We start from the raw sequence: 512 nt of genomic DNA on the forward strand, positions 1-512 counted from the left end.
CCAGGACCAGGCCCGGGCCCGGTCGAGACCGGCCAGCACCTGCGCCCGGGCCCGGGCCGGGTCCTCCAGGGCCCGCACCGCCGCGGCGAAGCCGGCGTCGTCGTCCGGGGCGGCGTAGGCGGCGGCCTGCCCGGCGACCTCCCGGAAGATCGGCAGGTCGCTGCACACGACCGGCGTCCCGGCCGCCAGGGCCTCCACGACGGGCAGCCCGTAGCCCTCGGCCCGGGACGCCGTCAGCAGCGCCGCGGCCCGTCCGAGCAAAGCCGTGTACTCGGCCTCGTCGACGCCGTCGTGGAAGACGACGTGCGCCCCGGCCGGGACGAGGGCCTCCAGCTCGGCGCGGCGGGCCGGGGAGATCCGTGAGAGCAGGTGCAGCTCGTGCCCGGGCAGCCGTCCCGCCGCGCGCACCAGGGTCTCCACGTTCTTGTAGGGCAGGAAGGAGCCCATGTAGAGCAGCACCGGCCGCCGCAGCGGCAGCCGCTCCAGGGCCGCCGCGGGCTCCAGCACGGAGC

1 protein-coding gene is annotated in these 512 nt (G+C 77.9%); it reads right to left on the reverse strand.

Features of this window, described 5'->3' with window-relative positions; genetic code table 11:
• A partial coding sequence (locus tag RCG67_RS17475; RefSeq protein ID WP_368828087.1) for a glycosyltransferase occupies positions 1-512 on the reverse strand: 512 nt, incomplete at both ends.

The organism is Kocuria cellulosilytica (assembly GCF_040981245.1).
Classification (GTDB): Bacteria; Actinomycetota; Actinomycetes; order Actinomycetales; family Micrococcaceae; genus Kocuria; species Kocuria cellulosilytica.